Below are 24,200 nucleotides of genomic sequence, written 5' to 3'. Positions count from 1 at the left end.
GTGATCACAAGGAAGCGAGCTAGCCCAAGCGGGCCTGACAATCCAGCATGATCAGTCCCGAAACACCCGCGAGGCCGCATAGATCCGCAAGATGCCCCCGACAAAGCACAGGGTTCCGAAGATCCACGCCATGACGGCGAAACTGCCCGAGAACAGGCACAACAGGACGAAGAAGGCGATGGTCTCTGTGCCTTCCAGCAGGCCATTCGAGAAATAGAGCGACTTGATCCCCTGCGCCCGGGTCTGAAGGCCGCGCTTTTCCGCGAGGATGGCGTAGCCCAGAAACGAGGTGCCGTTGAAATAGAACGCGGTCAGAAGAAACGCCCCCGCTGCCCCGTTGCTCGCCGGATCATTCAGGACGAACGCCAGAGGGATCGCCCCGTAGAACAGGAAATCCGCCGCGATATCGAGGTAACCGCCGAAGTCGGTCTTCTGGGTGGCGCGCGCGATGGCCCCGTCCAGCCCGTCGGCCAACCGCGACCCGATCAACGGCACAATGGACCATGCCGGATGTCCGATCGCGATCAGGAAGGCGGCCAGAAGGCCAAGTCCGAGGCCGATCAACGTCACGGTGTCGGCGCATATTCCGGTGCGGGCAATCATGCGCCCGGCCCGGTTGAGGGGCGGGTCGATCAGGCGTCTGGCGGCGGCGTCGAGCATGGAACAGCACTCCAAGTGTCGTCGAAGCGATAAACCTCCACCCGCAAAGCGCCAAGCATCTCGTCGCCCGGTGACGGTAAAGTGAGCGGCCTATCCGCCCGCGAAATCCAGAATGGCGCTGCGCAGGGCGTCGTAATCGGTAAAGTCATGTTCGCCCTTGTCGGGATCGATGTCCTTGCCGCGCAGGACGACATGGCGGATCACCTGCCGCGCGAAGTAATCATAACGCGAGGTCCGGACGGCACCCGCGACCAGAAGCTCCCGTTGCGGACGAAACCCGGTTCGCATCTCCATTTCGGTAAGATAATCCCGCGCCTCGTCCATACCTTCGTCAAAGGCCGCGCTCAGGCTGACCGAGATCATCATCGAGGGTCGTTGCGACAGGTCCTCGCGCTGGGCGGTGACGAAAACCTCGAGCGACTGGGGATGTCTGCGTTCATGGACGGAGCCTGCAAGGATCACCCGGTCGGCGCCCTCGAGCGATACCGGAGCCATCTGGTCCGACAGGTCGATCGCGGTCGTGTCATGGCCCGCGGCCTCCAGTTCCGACGTGATGAAGCGGGAGAGCCGGCCGGTATGGCCTTCGACCGTGGCGAAGAGGACGGGAATGTTCATCGTTCTGGGCCTTTACGTCTGGAAACCGGCGTCTTCGGTTTCGGAGGCTACCCGATCCGCTGAGCGCACAACTTGATTTCGCGCAAATCCCCGCGCGGGCCCGTTCCGGTGCTTTGGAGTGATTGGTGGAGCCGATCGGGATCGAACCGACGACCTCGTCATTGCGAACGACGCGCTCTCCCAACTGAGCTACGGCCCCATCGGCGCTGCTTTTCGCGCCTTGTGGGGGCGGAGTCAAGCGTTGCGCTCGGCCCGGTCAGGTCATTGTCAGATGAACGAGGTGATAGAAAATCGGAGCTGCGAAGATGACCGAATCGAGCTGATCCAGAAACCCGCCCTGACCGGGGATCAGGTGGCTCCAATCCCGGACGCCACGGTCATGCTTGATCGCGGTCAGCACGAGGTTGCCGAACATCCCCGCAAGCGATGCCACGGCCGCCAGAGCGCCCGCCGCAAGCGGGTGAAACGGCGTGAGCGACGAGAACACCACCCCTATCAGCCCGGCAAAGGCAACACCCGCGGCCAAACCCTCCCATGTCTTGGGCGAGAGCTTCGGGGCGATCCGGCGACGGCCGAACCGGCGCCCGAAGTAGAAATCAAGCAGATCGCCCAGTTGAACGACCATGATCAGAAAGGCGATCAGAAGAATACCCCGTCCGGCGCTGTCTGCCGTCTCGATCATCATCAGCGCGGGAACATGGCTTATGCAGAACACGCATATCATCAGGCCCCATTGCGTTTCCGCGATCCGGACAAGGAACCGCTCTGGATCGCCGCGCAGGGCCGAGGCGATCGGCAGCAGCAGGAAGGCATAGACAGGCACGAACACGGTATAAAGCCCGGTCCAGCCCATCCAGACAAAGAAGAATTGCAGCGGCAGAACCACATAGAACCCCAGAACAAGCGCGAGGTGATCGGCCTTGTGCTTGGTCGACAGGGTCAGGAATTCCCGAAGTGCGGCGAAGGCGGCAAAGGCGAACAGAAGCGTGACGCCCGCCCGACCGATCAGAAGCGACAGGGCAAACAGGATCACCATCGCCCACCAGCTGTTGACCCGGGTCTTGTAGGTTTCGACCATCGGTCCGGGGCGCCGCAGCGCCATGGCGTCACCCAGAAGTGTCAGCACGATCAGAATCGCGATGGCCCCGAACAACAGGAACACGATGTCATTCGCAGCAGCGTTCATGCCGGCTGCCAGCCCGTTTCGCGCTGCAACTCTTCCGGCGCGAGGTTGCCCAGAGCATTGCGCGCGCGGGCCAGGAACGCGTCCTTGCTTTCGCCCTCTTCCACCCGGATCGGCGCGCCGAAGGTGACCGTGCACATCAGCGGCAAGGGGATGACCTCGCCCTTGGGCATGATCTCGTTGAGATTGGCGACCCAGGTCGGAACAAGATCGACGTCGGGCCGCGCCTTGCTCATGTTGTACAGACCCGCCCGGAACGGCAGCAACAGGTCCTCCGTCATGTTGCGGTTGCCCTCGGGAAAGATGATCAGCGAAGCCCCTTCGTCGAGAGCCGCCAGGATCCGCGCCATCGGGTCATCGTCCGGGTTCTTGCGTTCCCGATCCACGAGCACGCAGTTGAACACTTCCGGTCCCACGAAGGCGCGAAGTGGCGTCTTGAGCCAGTAATCCGCGGCCGCCACCGGCCGGGTCTTGCGCCGCAGGGCGGCGGGCAGAACCGTCCAGATCATCGGCATATCGCCATTGGACACATGGTTGGCGAAATAGACGCGCTGCCGATCCTCGGGTTCGACCCCCTGCCAGTCGGCCCGCGGCGCTGCAATGAAGCGGGCAAACAACGTGAGGGCATGTCCGGTCGCGCGGGCCGCGAGGCGCCGGGGTGAGAGGCTGGCTAACATGTTCAGAGACTGGCCCAAGCGGGACCGATTGGGAAGAGGCGTCAGCCGGGCGCATCGGCTCTCTTTACAACGGGTTGGAACCGTCTCAGGGTCGCCGCCCATGACTGACCATCTAAAGGGATTACTCATCACGACGATCGGCGTTCTGTTCGTCGTGCCGGATTCGCTCTTCGTTCGGCTGATCGAGGCCGATCCGATGGTGACGGCGTTCTGGCGCGCCCTGACGGCGGGCACGATCGTCCTGATCATCCTGCTGGCCTGGCAGGGGGCGAAGGGGTTCCGCGCAGTGCTGGGCACTGGCTGGGTGGGTGCGGTCTATATCCTCCTGATCGGATCGACCGCCCCGGCGTTCGTCATGGCGGTGACCTATACCAGCGTCGCCAATGTCGTGTTCATCTTTGCCTGCATGCCGATCTTTGCCAGCCTGTTCAGCCGGTTGCTGATGGCCGAGCCGATCCGGTTGCGGATGGTTCTGACGATGCTCGTCGTGTTGTTCGGGCTCGGGATCATCGCCTATGGCTCCGGGACATCGGAAATCGCATCGTGGAAAGGCGATCTCTGGGCGCTGTATATCGCGGCGGCCTATGCGCTGGCATTGACCCTTGTGCGCCGGTTGCGCGCCGTGCCGATGATCCCGGCCATCCCGATCGCCTTTCTGGGGGCGGCGATCATCCTTGGCGTCTTGACCGACCCTCTTCCGGCGCTCGAGGCGAACTGGCCATTGTTCCTCGGCCACGGTGCAGTCATCGCCGTGGCGACCTGCCTTCTGACCATAGGGCCGCGCTATATCAGCTCGGCCGAGGTTGCCCTGCTTGTCCTGCTCGAATCCGTTCTGGCCCCGCTTCTGGTCTGGGCCGTGGTGGGGGAGGACCCCGGTCCGTGGGCGATCCTCGGGGGCGTGGTGGTGATCGGGGCGCTGGTGGTATCGAACCTCATCGCGCTCCGGGCCGCGAGGCGCCGCACCACCTGACTTTGCGTCAGACCACGTGGCAGAAGCAACGGTTTTGCCACAATCGCGGTTTGCATCAGGTCAACAAGGCCACGGTAGGCGACCGGGGCGCTCATGATGCCGTTTGTCCCCTTGCGGCGCAATGAGACCGGCTATCACGACAGGCTGGGCCCAAGGCCAAGCGGCCGCCCGTCCGCGTTCAGACAGTCTTCACCGGCGCCCCGCCTTCAAAGACATTGGCTTCGTGATAGCTGACCGGCGCCTCCGACATCTGCAGGTGCAGCCCGTCGCCCGTGAACGGATGGGCGCGGGCCAGCGCCTCGTCGACTTCGATGCCCAGGCCCGGTGTGGTCGGCACGCTGACATGGCCATCCTCGACAGTCAGGCTCCCCTTGACCAGAGCGTCGTGAAACGGGGTTTCGATCGTCTCGGCCATCAGGCCGTTCGGGATTGTGGCGCAAAGCTGGATATTGGCGGCCCATTCGATGGGCCCGGCATAAAGATGCGGGGCAATCTGGGCGTTCCAGCTTTCGGCAAGCGCCGCGATCTTGCGGCCTTCCCACAGGCCGCCGGCTCGGCCAAGGGCGGGTTGCAGGATCGTCGCGCCGTGGCGAAGTGCCTCAACGAATTCCGCGCGGGTCGTCAACCGCTCCCCGGTGGCGACCGGGATCGGCACCTCACGCGCGACCCGCGCGATGGCGGGCAGCTGATCGGGCGGCATCGGCTCCTCGAACCAGAGCGGCGAGAAGGGCGCGATGGCCTGCCCGATCCGGATCGCGCCGGCGGTCGAAAACTGCCCATGGGTGCCGAACAGCAGATCCGCCCTGTCGCCGACGGCGCCCCGGATCGCTTCGCAAAAGGCCGCGGACCGCGTGATGTCCGACATCGACGGCATATGTCCCGACCGGATCGTGTAGGGGCCCGCCGGGTCGAACTTGATGGCCGTATATCCCCGTTCCACGCAGTCGACGGCGGATTCGGCGGCCATTTCGGGGCTGATCCAGAACTCGGGCAGTTGGTGTTGAGGCAACGGATACAGATAGGTGTAGGCACGCACCCTGTCCGTGATCATCCCGCCCATCAGCGCATGAACCGGCCGCCCGCGATCCTTGCCCAGCATGTCCCAACAGGCGATCTCGAGCCCCGAAAAGGCGCCCATCACCGTTAGGTCCGGCCGCTGGGTGAACCCCGACGAATAGACGCGGCGGAACATCAGTTCGATGTTCTCGGGAGTCTCGCCCGCCATATGCCGCTCGAATACATCGGCGATAACCGCTTTCATCGCATCGGGTCCGACCGTGGCGCCATAGCATTCGCCCCAGCCCACGACGCCGGTATCCGATGTCAGCTTCACGAGGATCCAGTACCGCCCGCCCCAGCCCGGCGCGGGGGGCGCGGTGACGATGATATCGAGATCGGCGAGTTTCATGCCCCTGTCTCCTGCTTTGGCCTGCGGTGCCTACCGAACACCGATTGGCACGGCCCGTCCAGTTGCGATCACAAGGCCGGTCTGCGAGCGTCCCTTTCATGACGCTCTACCGATTCCTGACACCCGAGGACGCGGCACTGCTTTGCGCGCAGCCTACCGGGCTCTTCGACAGGCCGGTCGATCCGGACCAGACCCGCGCCTTCCTCGAAAGCGCGCTCCATGTCATTGCGGTGGCACAGGACGACGATCTGATATTGTCCTTCGCCTCGGCCACGATCCTGCTGCATCCCGACAAACCGCCCGCGATGTTCATCAACGAGGTCGGGACACGAGACGAACATCAGCGGAAGGGCCACGCCAGCCGGGTGACCCGGATGCTCATCGATCATGCCGACGCGGCCGATCTCGACGGTGTCTGGCTGGGAACCGAGCCTGACAATGCCCCCGCGCTGGCTCTGTACCGAAGCCTGAAGGGCGATGAACGAACCTTCGTCGGTTTCGCATGGGACGGGGCCTTCGACCTGGACTGAGATCTTTTCCACCCAACTCCTGCACGACACTGCACGCATCTTCGCGTTGGAAAAAATACTCCCGCCGGAGGCATCCGCCCTCAACTCCCTCGCCCGCGCATTGGATTCTGCGCCAGCAGCGTAGGATCAGAACTGCCCTACCTTCAGAAGATGATCACGTTGCGCTTGGCGCTGCCCGTCTTCGTATCGGCAATGGCCTCGTTGATCTGGTCGAGCCGCCAGCGGCCCGAGATCAGCTCATCGAGCTTCAAACGTCCCTGACCATAAAGGTCTGCAAGCCACGGGATATCGCGCCTGATGTTTGTGTCGCCCATCTTGGAACCGACAAGCGACTGGCCCGTGGCCGCGACCATCGCGGGCTCATAGCTTGAAACGGCGCCCGTATGCGGCATCCCGATCATGATCGCCTTGCCGCCGCGTGCCAGATAGGCGGGCGCGCTGTTGAATGCCGGGATGGCGCCGACCGTGATCAGAACAGCATCCGCGCCGCGCCCCAACGCGGCCTTGGCCGCGCGCCAGGGGGCCTCTTGCGTGGCGAGAACACCGTCGGTCGCGCCGAAGTTCCGTGCGATGGCAAGCTTTTCTTCCGTCATGTCGACCGCCACGATGCGCCGGGCACCGGCGATGCGCGCGCCCTGGATCGCGTTCAGCCCAACGCCGCCCGCGCCGATCACCACCACGTCCTGTCCCGCGCGCAGCTGCGCCGCGTTGACCACGCCGCCGACGCCTGTGATCACCCCGCATGCCAACAGGCTTGCCGCGTCGACCGGGATGTCCTCGGGCAGGCGCACCACCTGGCTGTGGTCGACCACGACCTTTTCGGCAAAGGCGCCGCAGGCCATGGCCTGGTGCAGTTTCCCACCATCGACCGTGGCCAGCGGCCCGTGGTCACCGTCATAGGGCGTCTCGCAGAGGTAGGGTCTGCCGTCCGAACAGGTCAGGCAGCCGCCACAGGCCCGGATCAGGGTCACCACGACATAATCGCCGACCGACAGGCCGGTTACACCCGGCCCGACGGCACTGACCCGGCCCGCCGCCTCATGACCATAGACCGCGGGCAATGACCCGCCCCACGCGCCGTCGGCGTAGGAGATGTCGGAATGGCAGATGGCAACAGCGCCAAGCGTCACTTCGACCTCGCGATCGGCGGGCGCGCGAAGCTCCACCTCCTCGATCGTCAGGGGGTGGCCGAATGCGTGGCAGACGGCGGCTTTGATCCGGGACATGGCGTTTCCTTCGGGCGTGGTCTCGTTCGGAAGGGTTGCGGCTTTGCCGCGCGCGGCGCAAGTCGGAAAAACCGCGCGTGCACCCTCTGTGTCAGGCGGGGCGCGGTCGCGGCTGGGGCCGGGAAACCAGAAACAGCGCGATGCAGACAAATGTCAGAACCGCCGACAGCAGGAACGGTGCGCCGGGCAGGTAGATACCTGCCGTGTCATGGGTGAAGGCATAGAAGGTCTGGGTCATCAGGACCGGCGCAAAGATCACGGCCACCGCGTTGATCGCCGTCAGCGTGCCCTGCAATTCGCCCTGCTGGTTGTCGCTCGCCATGCGCGACATGGTGCCCTGTAGCGCCGGCCCCGCAATCGCGCCCAGAGCCGCGATCAGGGTGAAGGCCAGTGCCATCCATCCCACCTTGACGAAGGCCAGAAAGACAAAGGCCGCGATCTCTAGCCCGAGGCCAAGGATCACCGCGTTCCTGTCTCCGATCCGGGCAAGGATCGGGCGGATCAGGATGCCCTGAACCACCGCGATGGATATCCCGTAAAGCGCGAGCGACACGCCGACCATCCCGGGGCCCCAGCCGAACCGCTCCTGTCCGAAATAGGCCCAGATCGCGGGATAGACGTAGAAGGCGATCCCGTAAAAGAACGTCATCGCCAGAAGCGGGCGCAGGCCGGGCAGGCGCCCGAGGTTGCGGAACGCGCCCAAGGGGTTGGCGCGGGCCAGCGAAAACGGTCGCCGGATCGCGTCGGTCACCGTCTCGGGCAGAACGAAAAAGCCGAAGACGAAATTCGTGGCCGCCAGCGCGGCGGCGGCATAGAACGGCGCGCGCGTGCCGTATTCGGCCAGAAGCCCGCCGATCAGCGGCCCCAGCACGAAGCCCACGCCAAAGGCCGCGCCGATCAACCCGAAATTCTGGCTTTTTTCTTCGGGGCGCGAGATGTCGGCCATATAGGCCATCGCCGTCGACTGGCTGGCCGCCGTGATGCCTCCGATGATACGGCCCAGAAACAAGAGCCAGATGGTGCCTGCCACCGCCATCACGAGGTAGTCGATCGCCATGACCGCCAGCGCGGTCAGCAGGACGGGACGCCGGCCGAACCTGTCGGAAAGGTTGCCCAGAAGCGGCCCGAACAGGAATTGCATCACCGCGAAGGCCGTGGCGAGGATACCGCCCCAGACCGCCGCCTCGCCGATATCTCCGCCTTCAAGTTCGCGGATCAGGTCGGGCATCACCGGCAGGATCAGGCCGATCCCCATGGCGTCGATCACCACGGTGATGAAGATGAAGGTGATCGGCAGTCGGTTGGACATCGGGAAACCGTGAACGTGGGCAGACGGTCTCTTATTGGACCGAACCGTTCACTTTGCAAGCTGGAGAGCGGCCTCGGCGAAGGCACGGGCCTCGTCGGGCGCGCTGCCCATCTGGGCCGCCGGATCGAAGACGCCGTCAAGGTCATGGCCCACGATCTCCCGGCCGGCAAGGGCGGGCAGGGTGGTGTCTTCGTCGGTCAGCCGGGCGCAGAGGCCCTTCACCAGCGTCTGCGCATCGGGGCGGGGCAGGCTGCGGGCCAGCCGGAATGTCAGCGCCTCGGCAAAGACGGCGCCCCGGGTCGCGTCGATCGAGGCCCGCATCCGGTCCGGCATCGGGGCGAGGCCATCGGCCTCTTCCGAAGCAAGGGCAAGCGCGCGGCCAAGGCCGAGGCAGATTTGCGGCAGGCTCATCCATTCGGCGATCCACGCGCCGCCGTCACGCTGTTCGCGGTGAACGATGCTTGACTGCATCACGCCGTTCAGCCCCGCCACATGGGACGCGATCGCCACGAGGACCGAGGGGCCGACCGGGTTCGATTTCTGCGGCATCGTCGAGGAACCACCCCCCGAGCCCAGCATGACTTCGCCCAGATCCGTCCGTGTCAGAAGGCACAGGTCCGCGCCCATCTTGCCAAGGCTGCCGGTCAGCCGCGTGGCCCATGCCGACAGTGCCGCAAGACCCGTCCTGTCGCTGTGCCAGCTGTGCCCCGGATCTGACAGGCCAAGACCTTGGGCGAAAGCGGCCCGCACCGCAGGCCCCTCGGGCCCCATCGCAGACAAGGTGCCCGCCGCCCCGGACAGGCTGACCCGCAAGACCCTGTCGCGGATCCGGGGCAGCTCTTCCAGCGCGTCGATCAGGGGGGCGCCCCAGCTTGCCGCGATCGCGCCGAAGGATGTGACCACGGCGGCCTGACCGTAGGTCCGGGCCAGCATCGGCGTCTCGGCATGATCCGCGGCCATCCGTCCCAGGATGCCGATCAGCCCGGCAAGCCGCGTCTCGGCCAGAACAAGCACCTGCCTGAGCCGAAGCGCAAGGGCCGTGTCCGCGATATCCTGCGAGGTCGCGCCGTAATGCAGATGCTGGGCGTGTTCGGGGGCCTTCATCTCGTTGCGGAAGGCCGAGGCGAGGCCCGGGACGACCACCGCGTTCCGGCCCGTCTCTGCCGCAAGGGCCGCCGGGTCGATCTGGATTTCCAGCGCCGCGCGCTGGATCGCGTCGGCGGCGTCGGACGGGATCAGTCCGACCCCGGCCTGCGCCTTGGCAAGCGCGCCCCAGACCAGCAGCATCGCCCGAAGCTCCGCGGTATCGGAAAACAGCGCGGCTGTTTCGCGATCCTGAACCAGATCGCGGAACATCGCGCTGTCATAGATCGAGGCGGCCATCTCAGGACCCCTTTGCGATGGTATCCAGAAGACCGGCAAGGCCCGCCGGGTCGGACAGGAACGGCGAATGCGAGGTCGGCATCCGGTAGACGGTTTCGGGCGCGAAGTCCGAGGCCATCACCTCCTGCCATTCGGCGGGGATGGCGTTGTCATTTTCGCAGATGATGTAGCTGCGCGGATGGCTGAGCGCCGGGCCCGGATCGAAGGCTGTTTCCTGCGGCCTGAGAGGTTGCGGCCCCAACATGCTCACGGCCCAGTTCGCCGTCTCGGCAGGGACGTCGAGATAAAGCTTTTCAATCGCCTTGGCGGGGTTGAACGACATGGTGATCCCGTCGGGCGCGCGGTCGATCGCCTCGATCAGCGGCTGGCGCGGGGCCATCTTGCGCATGTCGGAGAGGGATTTTCCGGGACGGGGCACATAGGCGCAGAGATAGACGAGCCGGGCGATCTTGTCGGGCGCCAACTGCGCCGCACGCGTGATCGGGTATCCGCCCATGGAATGCCCCACGAGGATCACCGGGTCGTCGATCGCGTCCACGATCGCCTGGGCATAGAGGTCAAGCGTCACATCGGCCGCCGGCGTGGGATCGGCACCATGTGACGGAAGATCGATGGCCCGCGCCTTATGGCCAAGCGCCTCGACTGCGGGGAGGGTATCGCGCCAGCACCACGCACCGTGGCACGAGCCGTGAACAAGCAGGAAATCTGTCATGCCGGAGCGTTAGCAGGCGCCGGGGCCGGGGGCAAATCCCTTGATCGGCATAGCCCCCTGCAACATGCTGACAGAACCCTGTCAGCAGGGGTATGTCATGACGGGCGCATCGACAGAAAACGGAGATGCAAGATGACCAATCAGACGATCATTGCCTGGAGCGAAATCCCGGTAACAGACATGGACAGGGCCGTTGCCTTCTACAACACGGTGTTCGGCTACGAGATGACCATCGACACGACGGCTGGCCCGATCCCTATGGCGGTTCTAGGCAATGCCATGACGGCCGGCGGCGCCCATCTTTATCCGGGCAAGCCTGCGGCGGATGGGGGCAATACCGTTCACATCACGCTTCCCGACAGCCTCGAGGCCGGGGCTGATCGTCTCAGGGCCGCCGGAGGAGAGGTGCTGAGCCAGCCCGTCGAGATCCCCGCCGGACGGTTCGTCTATGCCAAGGACCCCGACGGCAATTCCATCGGCCTGTTCGAACCGAAGGCCGCCTGATGCGCCGCGCCGACCGTCTGTTCCAGATCGTGCAATATCTGCGCGGCGGTCGGTTGGTGACGGCGGCTCAGCTGGCCGAGAAACTGGAGGTCACGCCGCGGACGATCTATCGCGACGTGGCCGACCTGATCGGATCGGGCGTGCCCATCGAGGGCGAGGCCGGGGTCGGTTACGTCATGCGGGCGGGCTATGACCTGCCGCCGCTGATGTTCACGAACGACGAGATCGTGGCCCTTGTCGCAGGTGCGCGGATGCTGCGTGCCTGGGGCGGGGCGGCCATGGCGGCGGCCGCCGAAGAGGCCCTCGTGAAGATCGAAACCGTCCTGCCCGACGAGGCCCGGCGCCGCGTGGCAACGGTGCCCGTCCATGCATTCGCATTGTCGGAACTGGATGACGAGACGCGGACCCGGATCGACATGGTCGAACGCGCGGCACAGGATTGCACGGCGCTTGCGATCCGCTATGCGGACAAGGGGGGAGAGATCTCTGCGCGACGGGTGCGCCCGCTTGGACTTTGGTTCTGGGGCAAGGTCTGGACGGCTGTCTGCTGGTGCGAATTGCGCGACGATTTCCGCGCGTTCCGCATCGATCGGATCACGGAAATCCAACCCGACGGCGGCTTTCACCCAGAACGAGGGCGGACATTGCGGGACTTCTTTGCCTCACAGCCGGCCCCCCGTGTCTGAGTGTCTGGCCTCCTGCGCGACTCTGGCCTATTGGAGGGGCACCCAAGATATTCGGACATTGCCATGTTTCCTGCCCGCTTCGCACCGTTCCTCTTCGGCCTCTTCGTCTCTTGCCTGATGTCGTTCATCATCACCTGCGTGGCGACGCTGAGGGCCGTCGGGCTTGCCGACAACTTCCTTGAAATCTGGATGAGCGCCTGGTTTTTCAGCTGGATGATCGCCTTTCCGACGATCCTGTTCGTGGCACCTCTGGCGCGCAAGATGGTGGCCCGGCTGACCCGGCCACCAGTCTGATCCGCGCCCCGGCGCGCGGGGCCTATCGCGAAGACAGGCTTTGCGCGATCCGCATCAGCCGTAGCGCCTCGTTGCGATATCCGAAGGGATCGTCGCCCCGATTGTCCGCCGCCAGCGCGATGGCGTCGTCCCAGCCCCAATCGCCCAGCCATGACGGGTCGCGCAGAAGCTGGCCGAACCCCGCGATTGCCGTTGCGAACAGGGCCTCCTGTCCCGCAAGACCGGTCTCGGTCGGAATCAGCGTCTCGATCAGTTGGCTGGCCTCTTCGCCCGGCGCCTTCCAGCGCAGCCTGAGAAAGCCCAACTCGTCGGCAGCATCGACCGCCTGTTCGTCCGGGCCATATCGCAGCGAATCGGTCAGGCGGGCGGGCGATCCGACCGGCGTGATCTCGTAGAGGGCCGTCACGGAATGGCCTGCGCCCAGATCGCCGGCATCCACGCGGTCATTGTTGAAATCCTCGCGCCGCAGGGCCCGCGTCTCATAGCCGATCAGTCGGTATTCCGCGACGGCGGCCGGGTTGAATTCGACCTGCACCTTCACATCGGAGGCGATGGTGAACAGTGTTCCGGTCAGTTGATCGACAAGGACCTTCTGCGCCTCGCTCAGTGTGTCGATATAGGCGGCGGTGCCGTTTCCGTTCTGGGCAAGCGCCTGCATCGTCGCATCGTCAAGGTTGCCGCGACCGAAACCCAGAACCGAAAGGAAGGTCCCGGTTTCGCGCCTGTCCGCGATGAAACGTTCAAGTTCGGCGATTCCCGAAAGGCCCACGTTGAAATCGCCATCCGTCGCGAGGATTACGCGGGAAACCTCGCCCGCCTCTGCCATCGCGTCCGCGACGTCATAGGCCTGTTCCAGTCCGCCCTGCCCATTGGTCGCGCCACCGGCGCCAAGCCCGTCGATTGCGGCAAGGATCGCCGTGCGATCCGCGGCCCGTGTCGCGGGCAGGACCAACCCGGCAGAGCCCGCATATTCGACGATCGCCACCTCGTCTTCGGGGCGCAGCTCATCAAGCATCAGCCGGAAGGATTGCTTGAGAAGCGGCAGCTTGGCCGGATCGTTCATCGAACCTGAGGTGTCGATCAGGAAGACAAGGTTCAGCGGGGGCCGACCCGCCAGATCGGGCAGGGTGCCCTGAATGCCGATATGCACCAGCCGGGTGTCCGGGTTCCACGGCGTCTCGTAAACCGAGACACTGGGCAGGAAGGGCGCATCCGTGACGTCGGGGGCCGGCAGGTCATAGGGGAAATAATTGATCATCTCCTCGATGCGGACGGCATCCGGGGGCGGCAGGCTTCCTGCATTGATCATCTGCCGGACCAGCGCATAGGACGCTGTGTCGACATCGATCGAGAAGGTCGAGACAGGTGCCTCTGCCGTGATCAGGAGCCCCGAAGGCGCCTCGTTGGCGAAGGCCTCGGTATTCGGTTCGGGGACCATCACCCTGTCGTCAAAGGCCGGGACGATGCCCAGCCCTTCGTTGGCCTGCGGCATGCTGCGGGCGATCCCGTTTGCCACCTCCATGTCCGCCACTGCGCGCGACCGTTCGGCGGGTGCTGCAAGGGGGGCGGGTTCCATCATCACGGGGGCCGGCGGTTGCGGGGCGTCAAAGGATTGGGCTTCTTCCGTGCGGCCGGCTGTGGCTTCGGTCAGGGCGCCCGGATCCGCCAGCGGGCGCAGCATGTCCTGCCCGGCCGGTGTCAGCAGGAACAGCCCACAGGCAGCGATCGCGGTCGTCGCGGTCAGGGCGCCACGGGTCTTCAGCGTTGTCAGCATCTTTCTCGCTCCTCTCCAGAGCCCCGATGCGGGGCGTGCGGGATTGGAACGTTCCTGATCGCGGGATCCTTGGAGCGCGTCGAAATTCTTTCGCGCAAGAGCGAGGTCCGCGGCCTTGCGGTCGGGGTCGGGCCGGGGGGACGCTGCGTCGAAAGCGGCCCGGATATCGGCGAAATCGTCGTCTTTGCCGGTCATTCGGAAAGCTCCTCTTCGCGCATGGCCCGCAGCTTCTTGCGGGCCTCCGACAGGCGCCAGCTGATCGTTCCCTCGGAAACGCCAAGAATGTCGCCCGCCTCGGCATGGGTCAGGTCGTCGAGCACAAGGGCGAGCGTATCGCGCAAATCATCTCCCAGCCGGGCCATCGCGCCGGTCAGCCAGTCGCGCCGGTCGGCCTCTTCGGCAATGCTGGCCTGCCGCGCTGTTTCCCAATCGCCCCACCCTTCGGCATATTTGCCATGCACCGCGATCTTGCGTCGGCGGTCATGGGCCGCATTCACGGCGACCCGGTAAAGCCATGTGGTCACTCGCGCGCGTCCGTCGAACCGCGACAGCTTGGCGGGCAGCGCCGCGCAGATGTCCTGACACAGATCCTCGGCATCGGCGCGGGTGCCGGTCAGGCGAAAACACAAGGCAAACAGCCTGTCATACTGCCGTTCAAGCAGTTGAGAGAAGGCATCACCATCGCCGTTCGCGGCGGCACGGGCCAGATCTTCGTCGGTTACCAACATGCGCATTGCGATGGTGTGACGATGCCCGATGGCCGATCCTTGGTCATGCAGGCAAAATCTTTCACCGGTCGGTGCCCGTGTCGCGCAGGGTTTCCCTCTCCTCGTCGAGGATCAGTTCCCGGTCGGCATATAGCAAAGCGCGTTCTGCCATCGCGCGGGCTGCCTCGGCCAGTTCGGTGTCGGGCCCGTCCGACAGGGTCAGAAGCGCCGCGCGCAGGCGTCGGGCGACCTCGATCTGGCCGGCGCCGTCCCGTGCGATGGTGGCAAAGGCCGCCTCGACCAGCGCGCCCGCCGAGGGGACGGGCAGAAAGACCCGGTCATGGGGCGGCGTGCCTTGCAGGGCGGAGCCACGTTCGCGCGCGTAATGCCACAAGAGACGCTCTGATCGGGTGATGACCTCGAGCGCGGTGCCGGTGTCGTTGATGCCGGGGGACAGCGCCTTTGAACCGATCTCTGACAGGGCGACGAGGCCGATGGCCGGGTCCTGCTCGAAGGTGCGGATATCGCCGATCACGAAACTCGCCGCGATGCGTCGGATGGCGCTCTCGGTCAAGGGGCCGGAAACCTGCACCAGGGGTTCCCCCTCCAGCACGTGTTCGCCGGGCGCGATCAGGATATAGGCCCGCGCCTCGCCCGGCAGGCATTCCTGAAGGCCGGCCATGTCGACAAGCTGCACATGGCCCGAGCGGGGGGCCGACACGGTATCAAGAACCGTGGGCAGCACGATATCGGGCGTGAGTGGCATCCCTCCCAGCGCGGGCTGACGCGCAAGCCGCTTCAGGCCCTGACGCGCCGGCCGGTCGACCCGGCGCATGCTGTCGTCGAGGCTGCCCAGTTTGCTGAGATGTTCGATCCACCGCAGAAGCGCGCCGATGATCAGGACCACGAGGACAATGACGACGGCCATCACGAGGATCGAGGAGCGTTCGGAATAGGCGCCCATCCGGAACAGGATCAGCATCGTCAGCGTGTTGACGAAGGCCCCGATGAAGATCGCCAGAACGGATTGTGTCGTCGTATCCTCCAGCAGGAGCCTGTGGATACGCGGCGTCGAGATGTCGGCGGCTGCCCGGTGCGCCGATACCATGACATTGAGCGAGAAGATCGATACGGCAAGAAGCGAACTGGCGAGGATCGACAGGATCGGCATCACGTCTTCGGATTGCACCAGCGAGGCAATGCCCAGCGGTATCCATCCATCGACGACAGCGGCGCCCACCGCCAGCAGGACCGAGACAAGCGCATAGGCCCCGACCCGAAGCCAGAGCGATCGATAGGCCCGCCCGAGGAGCAGGATCGGCATCTGAAGCCACCCGCGCATCATTCTCCTTTCCCATATCCGGTTCCGCCCGATGGCCGGGCGGGGTTTCGCAGCACTATAGGTCATCTGGAGCCAACCCTCCATCGGGCCACTTGGATGGTCGAGCGCAACACGCCTTCGACGCCCGGAATACGGTCGCCTGACAGCTGTGGGCGAAATCGTGGTATCGTCTTTCGCGGGATTCTGGGCTAGGCTGGAAAGGAAGGGACCACGCATTTGCGCCACGCCGGTGCAGGGGCCCACGCCAGCAACAGCCCGGTCAGATGATGGAAAACGATACCGCCTACGCGAACGCTCCGTTCATTCCAGATGGCGACAGCTATCCGGACAGGTGGGCCGAGGCCGCACGCGAATTTCGTGAAAAGAGCGGCGGCAGGATCGGTCTGCGCTATGGCCCGGGGGAACGGGAAACCTACGATCTGTTCGAACCGGATGGCGCGGCACGGGGCACGGTGATCTTCATTCATGGCGGCTACTGGCTCAGGTTCGATCCGAGCTATTTTTCGCATCTCGCCGCCGGGCCGCTGGCGCGGGGTTGGGCGGTTGCGATGCCGGCCTATGATCTGGCCCCGAACAAGCGCATCCAGGAAATCACAGTTCAGGTCGCAGGCGCAATCGACGCCATCGCGGCCGATCGGTCGGGTCCGATCGTCATCACCGGACATTCGGCAGGTGGCCATCTTGCAGCGAGGATGGGCAACGAGGATGTCGCGCTTGCCGCGCGCGAGCGGGTGGCGCGGATCGTTCCGATCTCCCCGATTTCCGACCTTGGTCCGCTGATGAAGACGACGATGAACGGCGATCTGCGGATCGACGCGGTCGAGGCCCTTCTGGAAAGCCCGGCCCGGCGCCCGGCGCCCGACTGTCCCGTCACGGTATGGGTGGGAGAGGAGGAACGCCCCGCCTTTCTGCATCAGGCGCGCATGCTGAGCAGGCTCTGGTGCGCCGATGCGGTCATTGCGCCGGACAAGCACCATTTCGATGTCATCGCACCGCTTGCCGATCCCGAAAGCGATCTGACACGGGCGATTACCGGGGAATAGGCCCCCAGATCGGATCATCTGCTGCCGGCAAATCCGATGGATCGCGGTAGTGGATCGCCCGCCAGCCGGCCTGCCTTGCGCCTTCGACATTCTCGGAAACGTCATCGATCAGCAGGGGTGTGGCCGCCGGAAACCCTTGCGCGGCGCGCCTGAAGAATACCGGGTCAGGCTTGGCCGCACCGATGGCGCCCGAATAGACGATGCCCGAGACGAATTCCCCGAGTGCGAGGCGGTTGAGCAGGTAATACGCGCGCCCGACTTCCTGGTTGGAGCACAGGAACACCTGCACGCCTTCTGCCCTTATGGCCCGTGCCCAGTCGGCGACCTCGGGGACGATGCGGCTGTCGCTCTCATACCAGTAATCGCGCAAAGCCGATGCCGATACAGGCGCGTCTATCATCGCGAGCGCGGCCTCCAGCCGCGGCATCATCTCTGTCTTGCCGATGACGATGTCCTGCCAGAAGGGGCCGAAGAAGGTGTCTTGAAGGGCCTGGACCGAAACGCCCAGATCTGCCTCAAGATCCGTGTGCCAAGCCGCTCCGTCTTCGGGACGGCCGTCGATCAGAACCCCATCGATGTCGAGCATTACCACGATCAAAAGACAATCCTCCGCAACGAATCCGCGATCCCGGAAGAAAAGCCGTCGGTTCGGTTCTGCCCCGGGGGTGGCGGAAACTGATTCGTGAACTCAAGCGTCTGACCAAGTTGACATTGTGCCGTGTCATACCTGCCTTGTCACGATCGTGAGGCGCGCGATAACCGGATCGTGGGGCCCGTGCCCGTTTCTTCGGCAGACCATGTGCCACGGTGTCGTGGTCCCCGGGGCACAACGTGGTTTTGGCGGAACAACTAACGGGTGCTTGAATTGCACTTCCGGCACAGGCTGATATCTATCCCTCAAACAATATCCGGATGGTTCCAGCTCATGCCCTCAAACGCCCTGTCCCGCCGCAGTTTCGGTAGCTTGATGCTGGGCTCTCTTGCCGCCTGCGCGGCTCCCATCGAAGAGGAAAGCGACGGGAACCTGACGGTTCCGGGTGTAGAGCATCTGGACGACTACGGTCCGGTCTTTGACGCCGGCTATACGCTGCCACCCGTTCCGATCGAATATACCCAAGGCGTGAACCGCCGGATGACCGGGGTCTATATCGGTGAACAGGAACCCGGAACGATCGACGTCGATCCCTATGCCAAATTCCTCTACTGGATTCCGAACGAAGGCGTCGAATTCACCATTCGCTATCCGGTCGGCGTCGGCCGCGCCGGCCTTGCCTTTCAGGGCAACGGCATTATCCGGCTCAAGCGGCAATGGCCGGGCTGGACCCCGACCCAGAACATGATCCGCCGCGAGCCCGAGGTCTATGAGCCGTTCCGTCAGGGCATTCCCGGTGGCCTGCGCAGCCCTCTGGGCAGTCGTGCGCTCTATCTCTTTCGCAACGGGCGCGATACGTTCTATCGCATTCACGGCACCAATGATCTGAATTCCATCGGAAATTCCGGCTCGGCCGGATGCATCCGCATGTTCAACCAGGACATCATCGACCTTTACGACAGGGTCCCGCTCGATACGCCGGTGCATGTGCGCTCCGAAGAGGAATCCCTGCGCGTCGATCCCGAGTATTTCGGGCGCGGCGTGGAGTTGCCGCCCGTCATCCTCGATCCCGACGAGGTTTACGGCGAAGAGGCGCTGGCCCGCGACAGGCCGCCGGATTTCGATGCCGTCGATCCGAATGCGACGCCCGAAGAGCTTCTTCAGGCGGTGGCCGGCGAAGGCTGAGGCCGGACTAGCCCTGTTCGGCCTTGTCCATTTCGGCCCAGACGGATTTCGCAACCCGGATCGCCTGATTTGCGCGCGGCACACCCGCATAGGCGGCGACATGGAGGAAGACCTCCATCAGGTCTTCGCGGGTCGCGCCATTCTTGCGCGCGACATGGATGTGCAGACCCAGTTCTTCGTTCTGGCCCGCCCCGGCCAGCAACGCGACGGTCACCAGCGATTTTTCGCGCAGATCAAGCCCGTCCGAGGCCCAGACCGTGCCCCAGACCGCCTCGGTCGTCAGTTCGCGGAACGTGGTGTCCAGCGGTGTCAGCGCGGCCTCGGCGCGATCGACAAAGCGATCTCCAAGGATCGCGCGGCGTGTCTTGTCGCCCTTGGCAAAGCGTGGGTTTTCGGGGTCAGACATGGCCAATCTCCTTCATGAAATCGACAAGCAGCGCGGCGTATTCCTCGGGCTTTTCGACGCAGGGCAGGTGACCTGCCTTGCGGATCAGTTCGAACCGCGACCCGGGCACAAGGCCCGTTGTTTCCCTGACCATGTCGGGCGGTGTCGACTGGTCTTCGGACCCGGCGATCCCCATCGTCGGCAGGCGCAGGCCTGACGTGGTGCTGAAGAAATCCGTGCCTGCAATCGCAGCGCAGACCCCGGCATAACCTTCGGGAGGGGTTGCCAGCAGAAGCGCGCGCCAGGGGGCGAGGTCGGGCGAGGCAAGGAAGGCCGAGCCGAACCACCGTTCGAGCACACCGTCCGCCACGGCCTCCATTCCGCTGCTCATGACGGCATCGATCCGTTCCTGCCAACGCTCCTTCGTGCCGATCTTCGCGGCGGTGTTTGACAGCACCAGCCCGCGCACCAGATCGAGCCGTTTGACCGCCAACCCCTGCGCGATCAGGCCCCCGACGCTCAGCCCGACGAAGAGGCAATCCTTCACCTCCCACGCATCGCAGACCGCCTCGGCATCCGACACCAGCGCCCCCATCGAATAGGGCGCGGGCGGCACGGACGAGCGGCCATGGCCGCGCTTGTCATACCGGATCAGCCGCAGGCCGCCCGGCAGGTGGGGCAGCATCGGATCCCAGAGCGTCAGGTCCGTTCCCAGCGAATTCGCGAACACGATCGTGGGCGCATCGGGATCGTCGACCCCGTCGACGCGGGAATAAAGCTCTGCGTCGTCGCGCGACACTGAAAGACTGCGCATCTTTGGTTCCTTTCTTGCGTCGGTCGGGCCCGGACCCGAACGGTCAGCGGGGTTGGCCCATCCGCAGATGGGCGATGATCTGCCCGTGATCGGAGGCCAGCTTGTTATAGGGCGCCTCGGCATGGGAGCCGTCGGTCAGATGATCGTTGAGCACACTGAAATATTCCATCTCACCAAGTCGGTGTTCATATTCCGGATGAAAATGGCGCGACAGGTAGATCTGGTCGATGCTTTCGTAGACCCCGCCAAAGGCGGAGGTATAGACCATGTCGCGCAGGGATTTCCGGATGAACAATTTCTCTGCCGAATGCAGGCGAACGCGGTCGACGTCCTCGGTGATCTGGATGTTTTCCTCGTAGCTGTAGCGGTCGCCATAGGTCTTGGCGTCGTGGCGCAGCATCCATGAATAGTTCTTGAACGGAACCTCGCCGGCGATGATTTCGGAGCTGACGGCATGTTCGCCGTCGTTGAAATCGCCCATCGCGATGACGGGGTTGCCCGCGCGCAGTTCGGCCACGATCTCGCGCCGCAGGATCCACGCTTCCGCCATCCGTCTGAGCGCTGCGCGAAGCGAGCCAAGGGCGCGGCCCACCGGATCGTAATTCGTGAGGTCGGCCTCGGGCGGAAAATCGGCCCCCTCGGGCGAAAGGTATTCCCCGAGTTTCGATTTCAGGTGACAGTTGAAGACCGTGACCGTCACGCCGCCGATCGGGATGCGCGCTTTCAGGATCGGCCGGGACAGGCGGCGCACGGTATAGCTTCCGGCGTCGCCGTCGAGCCCGCGCAGGGCCCCGAACGGGATCGTCAGCGGCTGATCAAGATCTTGTATGATCACCGGCGCGCCGTCGAACCCCAGCCGGGACAGGATCGCCACGCCGGGCCGGCGCTTGCCGGGCAAACCCGGGTCTGCGCTGTTCGGCGCGAAGGCAAGCGCCGCGCCCGAATAGGCGGTATAGTCCAGACGATTGAAGATCGCTTTCCCGCTATAGGGCTTTGACCGGTCCGGGATGCTGGCCGCGTTGCGCGCGGTGCCGCGCGCATCGGCCTCGGCGATCACGTCGCGCAGCGCGTCTTCCTCGAAGATTTCCTGAAAGCCGATGATGTCGGCATCCATCTGCACGACCTGATCGGCAAGCCAGGCCTTTTTCCACGCGTATTCCTCGGGCGTGTAGCTTTGGAACTCGTAAAACTCCTGATCCGAACCGATCAGGTTCTTGACGTTGAAACTCGCGACCTTTGCCCTGCCGGTCATTTCTCCTCCTTCAGAATATCGACGAACATGTCGGTGTCGATGTTGCCGCCAGAGGCGGTGACGATGACATGATCCCCCTCGATCTCGTCGCCGTGGAAAAGTGCTGCCGCCAGCGCGATCGCACCTCCGGGTTCGACGACAAGGTTGAGGTGCCGTGCTGCCGCGCGGACGGCCCGGCGCGCCTCGGCGTCGGTGACCGTCAGGCCGGGGCCGCAAAGCCGGTGCATGATGGGAAATGTCAGGTCACCGGGCGCCGGTGTCAGGACGGCGTCGCAGATCGATCCTGTCGATTGGTCGTTCCGTTCGATCCGGCCCGAGACAAGGGAGCGGGCGACATCGTCGAACCCGGCCGGTTCAACGGGCCGGACCGTCATCGCGGGGGCCTCGGCCTCAAGGGCGAGGGCGATCCCTGATGTGAGCCCGCCGCCGCCGCAACAGACCAGCACCTCGCCATCGGTGATGCCCAACGCGGCCGCCTGCCGAGCGATTTCCAGACCGGTTGTCCCCTGACCGGCGATCACTTCGGGCTCGTCATAGGGTTTGATCAGGGTCAGACCGCGTTCGCGGGCGAGCGCATCGCCGATCTGTTCGCGGCTTTCGGAGCCGCGATCATAGAGGACGACTTCGGCCCCCAGGGCCCGGGTGCCATCGATCTTGGCCGCAGGCGCATCCGACGGCATGATGATGACTGCAGGCGCGCCATAGGCCGCGGCAGCGCGGGCCACGCCCTGGGCGTGATTGCCTGATGAAAAGGCGATGATACCGGCCTTGCGGGCCTCGGGCGTCAATGCCGACAGGGCGGACCACCCACCCCTTGCCTTGAACGATCCGGTGACCTGCAGGGCCTCGGCCTTGATAAGGACGCGACGGCCCGCGATGGCGTCGATACCCGGCGAAAACAGCAGGGGCGTCTCGATCACGTGGCCCTGCAGTCTTTGGGCCGCCGCGCGGATCATGTCTATGTTCATGGGAGAAGGTCCAGCCAGCGGGCAATCGCGTCCCGCGCTTCGGGTTCATCGAGAAACGGAACATGGCCGCGCCCCGAGACTTCGGCGCGGATCATGTCGGGGCGGCGGCGCGCCATTTCATCGGCGGTCGCCTTTGAGAGGATATCCGAACCATCGGCGCGGATCAGGGCAAGCGGCAGCCCCTCGAACGCATCGAAAAGCGGCCACATGTCCGGGATCGCCTTGGAACTGGCCCCCGCGCGGAAGACATCGCCCAAGGCGGGATCATAGCGCAGGGCAAGCCCCTCGGACGTTTCCTCGTAATGGGCGCGAACCTCGGCGAGCCATCTCTCGTGCGGGACGTCATGAAAGGCACGCCACAGGATCGCGCGCGAACGCGCGGCTTCCTCATAGGTCTTTTGCGGCGGTGTCCGGCCTATGTAGGTTTCGATCGTACCGAGCCCCTTTGTCTCGATCACAGGGCCGATATCGTTGAGGCAGACGCCTGTCAGCCGGTCTTTCGCAAGGATGGCGATCGTCATCGCGATCAGACCGCCGCGTGATGTGCCGAGGATCGCTGCCCGTTCCAGCCCCAGATGATCCAGCAGCGCCAGCGCATCCGCGCTTTCCTGCGGGATGGTATAGGTTTCGGGATCGGCCCAGTCGGACAGGCCACGCCCCCGGCTGTCGAGCCGGATCGTCCGGTGCCCCGCCAGTTGCGGAGCCACGTGATCGAAATCCGCACCGTTGCGCGTCAGCCCCGCAAGGCACAGGATCGGCGTGCCGGCGCCCTCATCGGTGAAATGCAGGGAAATCCCGTCCGGTGTTGTGAAATGCGGCATCAGACAACCTCCGGCAGGGAGGTCAGGTCGGGCAGAATGTGATGAGGCTCGGCATAAAGCCTGTCGACGGGATCGCCCGCGCGATTGACCCAGACGGTGCGGAACCCATAGCCGGCCGCGCCCGCCGCATCCCAGCCGTTCGACGAGACGAACAACACCTTGTGCTTGGGTCCGCCGAACTGGTCGATCACCAGATCATAGACCCGGTCATGCGGTTTGAAGATGCCCGCCTCTTCGACGGAAAGAACGGAATCGAGCTTGTCGGTCAGTCCCGCGGACGTCACCGCCGCGGCCAGCATGTCCGGCGATCCGTTCGACAGGATTGCCGTCTTATGCCCCGCAGCCTTGAGCGTCGACAGCACATCGGGCACCCCAGGGTAGGTGTCGAGTTCGAGATAAAGATCGAGAAGACGCTGCCGCAGCGCAGGATCATCGAGGCCCGCGGCCTCCAGCGCCCAGTCGAGCCCGTCCTGCGTGACCTTCCAGAAATCGCAATGCCGCCCCGCGACGGCACGCAGCCACGTGTATTGCAGCTGCTTCATCCGCCAGTCCCGCGCGACCTCGGGCCACACCTCTTTCAGCCGTGCGCCATCCGGCCCTTCGGCCGCGCGCCGGGCGGCCGCGTTCACGTCGAAAAGCGTCCCGTAGGCGTCGAAGACGCAAACAAATGGCTGGGTCTGGTTGGGCATGGATCAGTCGACTCGAATTGTTGCCGGCGATCAGGAGCCTGCCCCGATTGCCGGTCTCTATAAAGGGCAAAGCCTCCCCTTGACGGAGGAAAAACGGGATCGTGTCCGCATTCCCGCCGGGTGTCGCCTTGTGCGACGCGGCGGTTGTCTAGTGTCAGAGGTTGCCCGGCTGAGGCATGCTGAGCACGTGGAACCCGCCATCGACGCGGATGATCTCGCCGGTGGTGCAGGCCCCGGCCTCTGAGGCGAGGTAAACGGCCGTTCCGCCGATCGCCTCGAGCGTCGCGTTTCCGCCCAAAGGTGCGTTTGCTTCTGTGTATTTGAACGTCTTGCGTGCGCCGCCGATTGCCGCCCCGGCGAGGGTCTTCATCGGGCCGGGCGAGATCGCGTTGACGCGGATGCCCTCGGGACCGAGATCGTTCGCCAGATAGCGGACCGCCGATTCAAGCGCGGCCTTGGCCACGCCCATGA

General features: G+C 64.7%; 27 protein-coding genes and 1 tRNA gene. 7 read left to right on the top strand and 21 right to left on the bottom strand.

The window, feature by feature from the left end; genetic code table 11:
* Positions 1 to 51: 51 nt before the first annotated feature.
* From EP376_RS16260 to EP376_RS16240, 5 genes are all read right to left on the bottom strand, one after another.
* Positions 52 to 660 carry a CDP-alcohol phosphatidyltransferase family protein gene (locus tag EP376_RS16260; RefSeq protein ID WP_127656678.1) on the bottom strand — a complete coding sequence of 203 codons (609 nt, stop codon included), beginning with the start codon at positions 658 to 660 and terminating at the stop codon, positions 52 to 54.
* A 90-nt stretch (positions 661 to 750) separates the two neighbouring features.
* Positions 751 to 1,275, bottom strand: a complete 525-nt coding sequence (locus tag EP376_RS16255) for a flavodoxin domain-containing protein (RefSeq protein ID WP_127656677.1) — start codon at positions 1,273 to 1,275, stop codon at positions 751 to 753.
* Positions 1,276 to 1,398: 123 nt separating this feature from the next.
* A tRNA-Ala gene (locus EP376_RS16250) sits at positions 1,399 to 1,474 on the bottom strand.
* Between the two features lie 57 nt (positions 1,475 to 1,531).
* Positions 1,532 to 2,461 (bottom strand): phosphatidate cytidylyltransferase, encoded by a 930-nt coding sequence (locus EP376_RS16245; RefSeq protein WP_127656676.1) that lies wholly within the window; start codon positions 2,459 to 2,461, stop codon positions 1,532 to 1,534.
* Positions 2,458 to 3,135: a lysophospholipid acyltransferase family protein gene (locus EP376_RS16240; protein ID WP_127656675.1), complete on the bottom strand. Its 678-nt coding sequence runs from the start codon at positions 3,133 to 3,135 to the stop codon at positions 2,458 to 2,460. Before EP376_RS16240 ends, EP376_RS16245 begins: the two co-directional genes overlap by 4 nt.
* A gap of 100 nt (positions 3,136 to 3,235) precedes the next feature.
* On the opposite strand from EP376_RS16240, the gene EP376_RS16235 reads away from it, so the two are divergent.
* Positions 3,236 to 4,105: a DMT family transporter gene (locus tag EP376_RS16235; protein ID WP_127656674.1), complete on the top strand. Its 870-nt coding sequence runs from the start codon at positions 3,236 to 3,238 to the stop codon at positions 4,103 to 4,105.
* Positions 4,106 to 4,283: 178 nt separating this feature from the next.
* On the opposite strand, the gene EP376_RS16230 is transcribed toward EP376_RS16235, so the two are convergent.
* Positions 4,284 to 5,513 carry a mandelate racemase/muconate lactonizing enzyme family protein gene (locus tag EP376_RS16230; protein ID WP_127656673.1) on the bottom strand — a complete coding sequence of 410 codons (1,230 nt, stop codon included), beginning with the start codon at positions 5,511 to 5,513 and terminating at the stop codon, positions 4,284 to 4,286.
* 98 nt (positions 5,514 to 5,611) lie between these two features.
* Between EP376_RS16230 and EP376_RS16225 the strand changes: the two genes are divergently transcribed.
* Positions 5,612 to 6,043: a GNAT family N-acetyltransferase gene (locus EP376_RS16225; protein ID WP_127656672.1), complete on the top strand. Its 432-nt coding sequence runs from the start codon at positions 5,612 to 5,614 to the stop codon at positions 6,041 to 6,043.
* A 143-nt stretch (positions 6,044 to 6,186) separates the two neighbouring features.
* Here EP376_RS16225 and EP376_RS16220 read toward each other — a convergent pair whose 3' ends face one another.
* From EP376_RS16220 to EP376_RS16205, 4 genes are all read right to left on the bottom strand, one after another.
* Complete coding sequence (locus EP376_RS16220) at positions 6,187 to 7,269, bottom strand: zinc-binding dehydrogenase (RefSeq protein ID WP_127656671.1); 1,083 nt, start codon at positions 7,267 to 7,269, stop codon at positions 6,187 to 6,189.
* A 91-nt stretch (positions 7,270 to 7,360) separates the two neighbouring features.
* Positions 7,361 to 8,578, bottom strand: a complete 1,218-nt coding sequence (locus tag EP376_RS16215; RefSeq protein WP_127656670.1) for a TCR/Tet family MFS transporter — start codon at positions 8,576 to 8,578, stop codon at positions 7,361 to 7,363.
* 48 nt (positions 8,579 to 8,626) lie between these two features.
* Entirely contained in the window at positions 8,627 to 9,961 is a 1,335-nt protein-coding gene (locus tag EP376_RS16210) for a lyase family protein (RefSeq protein ID WP_127656669.1), read from the bottom strand.
* A gap of 1 nt (position 9,962) precedes the next feature.
* Positions 9,963 to 10,673 carry an alpha/beta fold hydrolase gene (locus tag EP376_RS16205; RefSeq protein WP_127656668.1) on the bottom strand — a complete coding sequence of 237 codons (711 nt, stop codon included), beginning with the start codon at positions 10,671 to 10,673 and terminating at the stop codon, positions 9,963 to 9,965.
* Positions 10,674 to 10,805: 132 nt separating this feature from the next.
* On the opposite strand from EP376_RS16205, the gene EP376_RS16200 reads away from it, so the two are divergent.
* From EP376_RS16200 to EP376_RS16190, 3 genes are all read left to right on the top strand, one after another.
* Complete coding sequence (locus EP376_RS16200; protein WP_164744953.1) at positions 10,806 to 11,177, top strand: VOC family protein; 372 nt, start codon at positions 10,806 to 10,808, stop codon at positions 11,175 to 11,177.
* Positions 11,177 to 11,863 carry a helix-turn-helix transcriptional regulator gene (locus tag EP376_RS16195; RefSeq protein ID WP_127656667.1) on the top strand — a complete coding sequence of 229 codons (687 nt, stop codon included), beginning with the start codon at positions 11,177 to 11,179 and terminating at the stop codon, positions 11,861 to 11,863. The genes EP376_RS16200 and EP376_RS16195 overlap by 1 nt, the downstream gene beginning before the upstream one ends.
* A gap of 63 nt (positions 11,864 to 11,926) precedes the next feature.
* A complete protein-coding gene (locus EP376_RS16190) occupies positions 11,927 to 12,157 on the top strand; it encodes a DUF2798 domain-containing protein (RefSeq protein WP_127656666.1) in 231 nt (76 codons plus the stop codon).
* A 22-nt stretch (positions 12,158 to 12,179) separates the two neighbouring features.
* Here the strand turns inward: EP376_RS16190 and EP376_RS16185 are convergent, their stop codons facing one another.
* From EP376_RS16185 to EP376_RS16175, 3 genes are all read right to left on the bottom strand, one after another.
* Complete coding sequence (locus tag EP376_RS16185; RefSeq protein ID WP_127656665.1) at positions 12,180 to 14,126, bottom strand: vWA domain-containing protein; 1,947 nt, start codon at positions 14,124 to 14,126, stop codon at positions 12,180 to 12,182.
* The gene (locus EP376_RS16180) at positions 14,123 to 14,659 is read right to left on the bottom strand and encodes an RNA polymerase sigma factor (RefSeq protein WP_127656664.1); all 537 of its coding nucleotides are present in this window, start codon (positions 14,657 to 14,659) and stop codon (positions 14,123 to 14,125) included. The genes EP376_RS16185 and EP376_RS16180 overlap by 4 nt, the downstream gene beginning before the upstream one ends.
* A 61-nt stretch (positions 14,660 to 14,720) precedes the next feature.
* Positions 14,721 to 15,980 carry a DUF2254 domain-containing protein gene (locus EP376_RS16175; RefSeq protein ID WP_164744952.1) on the bottom strand — a complete coding sequence of 420 codons (1,260 nt, stop codon included), beginning with the start codon at positions 15,978 to 15,980 and terminating at the stop codon, positions 14,721 to 14,723.
* Between the two features lie 266 nt (positions 15,981 to 16,246).
* Between EP376_RS16175 and EP376_RS16170 the strand changes: the two genes are divergently transcribed.
* Complete coding sequence (locus EP376_RS16170; protein WP_127656824.1) at positions 16,247 to 17,023, top strand: alpha/beta hydrolase; 777 nt, start codon at positions 16,247 to 16,249, stop codon at positions 17,021 to 17,023.
* On the opposite strand, the gene EP376_RS16165 is transcribed toward EP376_RS16170, so the two are convergent.
* Complete coding sequence (locus EP376_RS16165) at positions 17,010 to 17,609, bottom strand: HAD family hydrolase (RefSeq protein ID WP_127656662.1); 600 nt, start codon at positions 17,607 to 17,609, stop codon at positions 17,010 to 17,012. The genes EP376_RS16170 and EP376_RS16165 overlap by 14 nt on opposite strands.
* A 339-nt stretch (positions 17,610 to 17,948) precedes the next feature.
* Here EP376_RS16165 and EP376_RS16160 point away from each other — a divergent pair, with 339 nt between their 5' ends.
* Positions 17,949 to 18,800, top strand: coding sequence for a L,D-transpeptidase (locus tag EP376_RS16160; protein WP_164744951.1), 852 nt, complete (start codon positions 17,949 to 17,951; stop codon positions 18,798 to 18,800).
* 7 nt (positions 18,801 to 18,807) lie between these two features.
* On the opposite strand, the gene EP376_RS16155 is transcribed toward EP376_RS16160, so the two are convergent.
* From EP376_RS16155 to EP376_RS16125, 7 genes are all read right to left on the bottom strand, one after another.
* On the bottom strand, positions 18,808 to 19,206 hold the full coding sequence (locus EP376_RS16155) for a carboxymuconolactone decarboxylase family protein (protein ID WP_127656661.1): 399 nt from the start codon (positions 19,204 to 19,206) through the stop codon (positions 18,808 to 18,810).
* A complete protein-coding gene (gene pcaD / locus EP376_RS16150; protein ID WP_127656660.1) occupies positions 19,199 to 19,999 on the bottom strand; it encodes a 3-oxoadipate enol-lactonase in 801 nt (266 codons plus the stop codon). The genes EP376_RS16155 and pcaD overlap by 8 nt, the downstream gene beginning before the upstream one ends.
* Before the next feature lie 43 nt (positions 20,000 to 20,042).
* Positions 20,043 to 21,251, bottom strand: a complete 1,209-nt coding sequence (locus EP376_RS16145) for an endonuclease/exonuclease/phosphatase family protein (protein ID WP_127656659.1) — start codon at positions 21,249 to 21,251, stop codon at positions 20,043 to 20,045.
* The gene (locus tag EP376_RS16140) at positions 21,248 to 22,219 is read right to left on the bottom strand and encodes a threonine ammonia-lyase (protein ID WP_127656658.1); all 972 of its coding nucleotides are present in this window, start codon (positions 22,217 to 22,219) and stop codon (positions 21,248 to 21,250) included. The genes EP376_RS16145 and EP376_RS16140 overlap by 4 nt, the downstream gene beginning before the upstream one ends.
* A complete protein-coding gene (locus EP376_RS16135) occupies positions 22,216 to 23,040 on the bottom strand; it encodes an alpha/beta fold hydrolase (RefSeq protein ID WP_127656657.1) in 825 nt (274 codons plus the stop codon). Before EP376_RS16135 ends, EP376_RS16140 begins: the two co-directional genes overlap by 4 nt.
* Positions 23,040 to 23,729 (bottom strand): haloacid dehalogenase type II, encoded by a 690-nt coding sequence (locus tag EP376_RS16130; RefSeq protein WP_127656656.1) that lies wholly within the window; start codon positions 23,727 to 23,729, stop codon positions 23,040 to 23,042. The genes EP376_RS16135 and EP376_RS16130 overlap by 1 nt, the downstream gene beginning before the upstream one ends.
* A 154-nt stretch (positions 23,730 to 23,883) precedes the next feature.
* The coding region (locus EP376_RS16125; RefSeq protein ID WP_127656655.1) for an SDR family oxidoreductase at positions 23,884 to 24,200 on the bottom strand (317 nt) is incomplete at its 5' end.

This window comes from Alexandriicola marinus (genome assembly GCF_004000435.1).
Classification (GTDB): domain Bacteria; phylum Pseudomonadota; class Alphaproteobacteria; order Rhodobacterales; family Rhodobacteraceae; genus Alexandriicola; species Alexandriicola marinus.
This window is presented reverse-complemented; position numbering and strand designations above follow the sequence as displayed.